Source organism: Stenotrophomonas sp. 05L44_2 (assembly GCF_056665995.1).
The window spans coordinates 1-2385 of sequence record NZ_JBFTNR010000649.1 but is presented as its reverse complement, the minus strand read 5'-3'; the positions used below and the strand labels follow the sequence as shown (position 1 = coordinate 2385).

General features: G+C 66.4%; 3 protein-coding genes. 1 reads left to right on the top strand and 2 read right to left on the bottom strand.

Annotated features, from left to right (window positions below; genetic code table 11):
* On the top strand, positions 1-868 hold an 868-nt coding region (locus tag AC1VAN_RS18735; protein ID WP_480986430.1), incomplete at its 5' end, for an MBL fold metallo-hydrolase.
* Between the two features lie 334 nt (positions 869-1202).
* Here AC1VAN_RS18735 and AC1VAN_RS18730 read toward each other — a convergent pair.
* Positions 1203-1496: a PsiF family protein gene (locus AC1VAN_RS18730; protein ID WP_025878831.1), complete on the bottom strand. Its 294-nt coding sequence runs from the start codon at positions 1494-1496 to the stop codon at positions 1203-1205.
* Between the two features lie 117 nt (positions 1497-1613).
* Positions 1614-2246 carry a uracil phosphoribosyltransferase gene (upp, locus tag AC1VAN_RS18725; RefSeq protein ID WP_025878832.1) on the bottom strand — a complete coding sequence of 211 codons (633 nt, stop codon included), beginning with the start codon at positions 2244-2246 and terminating at the stop codon, positions 1614-1616.
* Positions 2247-2385 lie beyond the last annotated feature (139 nt).

Below are 2385 nucleotides of genomic sequence, written 5' to 3'. Positions count from 1 at the left end.
CGGTAATACACAACGCCTGGATGGCGGTGCAATGTTCGGCAACGCGCCGCGCGCGTTGTGGGAAAAGTGGGCAGCACCGGATGAGCTCAACCGCATCGAGCTGGCCTGTCGTGCGTTGTTGGCGAGCCCGCTGGAAGGCAAGACGGTGCTGTTCGAAACCGGCATCGGTGCGTTCTTCGAGCCGCGCATGCGCGAGCGCTATGGCGTGCAGGAAAGCCAGCATGTGCTGATCGATTCGCTGCGCGAAGCCGGCTTCGAGCACGAAGACATCGACGTGGTGGTGCTCAGCCATCTGCACTTCGACCATGCCGGCGGCCTGTTGGCCGCGTGGCACGAAGGCCGTGAACCGGAACTGCTGTTCCCCAATGCGACGTACGTGGTCGGGGCGCAGCATTGGCAGCGCGCGCTGCAGCCGCACCCGCGCGATCGCGCCAGCTTCATTCCAGAACTGCCGGGCCTGCTGCAGGCCAGTGGCCGCCTGGAAGTGGTGGACGGCGAGTATTCGAAGGTGCTGGGCCACAGCGTGCGTTTCAGCTACAGCGACGGGCACACGCCGGGGCTGATGCTGGCCGAGATCGTGGGGCAGGCACGCGCAGGCGAGGGGGCGCACGGCGGCGTGGTGTTCTGCGCCGATCTGATTCCGGGTCGATCGTGGGTGCACGTGCCGATCACCATGGGGTACGACCGCAACGCCGAGCTGCTGATCGACGAGAAGCGGCAGTTCCTGGAAGACAAGCTGGCGCGCAACGTGCATCTGTTCTTCACCCATGATCCGCAGGTGGCGCTGGCGCAGGTCGGGCGGGATGAGAAGGGACGTTTCGTGACGCTGCATGAGCAGGGCGAACTGAAGGCGCGCGCGCTGGGGTGAGGTTGGCCGGCAGGGCTGCGCCCTGCACCTGCAGAGGCCGGAGCCGAAGCAACAGCAACAGCRGGYWWTCCGTGGGWTGGCGGGGCGGTGTCGGATGGCGGGGACGCCGCAAGTACGTCCTTGTAGGCTTGGCAGCCGCATCCATGCGGCTGACACCCCGCAATCCGACACCGCCCCGCCTTCGACAGTTTTCCGGTGACGGATGGGACACCCGGTGGATCTTTCGGGCTCTGACCCCATTCGACGACGGGTTCCAGGTGACTGATGCGACTCTCGTTGTATGGATCGGCAGTAGATCCACGCCATGCGTGGATGGGGCCTTTCTTCGCTGTTTTTACGATGCCTTGAGGCAGCTGCTCATGAAGGTCTTGCGGGCGTCGCCGGCGAGCTTTTGGGTGGCGGCGTCTGCGTTGCACTTCTTCATGCGCTCCTGCGGCGTGGCAGGGGTTGCCGGTGCGGCTGCGTGCGAACTCAGGCATGCGCTCTGCGCGGACTTGTAGGCGTCGCCTTTCAGCCCTTTGTTCTTTGCCGAACAGTCGGCCATGCGCTGCTGCTGTGGGGTGGCTGCGTTGGCGGCAATCGGGAGGCCGACCAGCAGGGCGGCGGCGAGCAGCAAAGAGGCTTTCATGGTGGCTCCAGGGCAGGGCGGGTGCGCGGAGCATTCGCCCGTCGCCGCAAAGCCGGCGTGAAGGTGCCTGGAGCAGGTGGAGCACTTCCTTTCGAAAGCGCTCCGACCCGGTCGATCTCAGCCCACGCGGGTACCGAAGATGCGGTCGCCGGCATCACCCAGGCCCGGCAGGATGTAGCCCTTGTCGTTGAGCTGCGCATCGATCGCGGCGGTGTAGATCTCCACGTCCGGGTGCACGGCCTTCACCGCTTCGATGCCCTCCGGCGCGGCAACCAGGAAGATGCCCTTGATCCGGCGTGCGCCGGCGCGCTTGAGCATGTCGATGGTGGCGATCAGGGTGCCGCCGGTGGCCAGCATCGGGTCGAGGATCAGCGCGTCGCGCTCTTCCAGGCGGCCGGTCAGGCGCTCGAAGTAAGGCACCGGCTGCAGGGTTTCCTCATCGCGCTGCAGGCCGACTACGCTGACACGGGCGGCCGGGATCAGCGACAGCACGCCGCTGAGCATGCCCAGGCCGGCGCGCAGGATCGGCACCACGGTGATCTTGGCGCCGGCGATGCGCTGCACGGTGACCGGGCCGGACCAGCCCGGCAGGGTGTGCGGCTCGGTTTCCAGGTCGGCGGTGGCCTCGTAGGCCAGCAGCGTGCCCAGTTCGTTGGCCAGTTCGCGGAAATCCTTGGTGCTGAGCGCGGCGTTGCGCATCAGGCCGATCTTGTGCTGCACCAGCGGGTGGCGCACTTCGACGATCTTCATGGGATGGTCTGGCAGAAGGGGAGGCCCCCATTTTAAGCGGAATGCGCGGTGGTGCCGAGCCGGGTCCGGCAGGCCAGGCTCCACCGGTGTCATGCCCATGCAACCTGCCGGACATACCGTGCTGACCCAATCTTTACAC

Coding starts and splice junctions, on each gene's coding strand:
- AC1VAN_RS18730 (WP_025878831.1), bottom strand. CDS start 1,496: ATGAAAGCCTCTTTGCTGCTCGCCGCCGCCCTGCTGGTCGGCCTCCCG.
- upp (WP_025878832.1), bottom strand. CDS start 2,246: ATGAAGATCGTCGAAGTGCGCCACCCGCTGGTGCAGCACAAGATCGGC.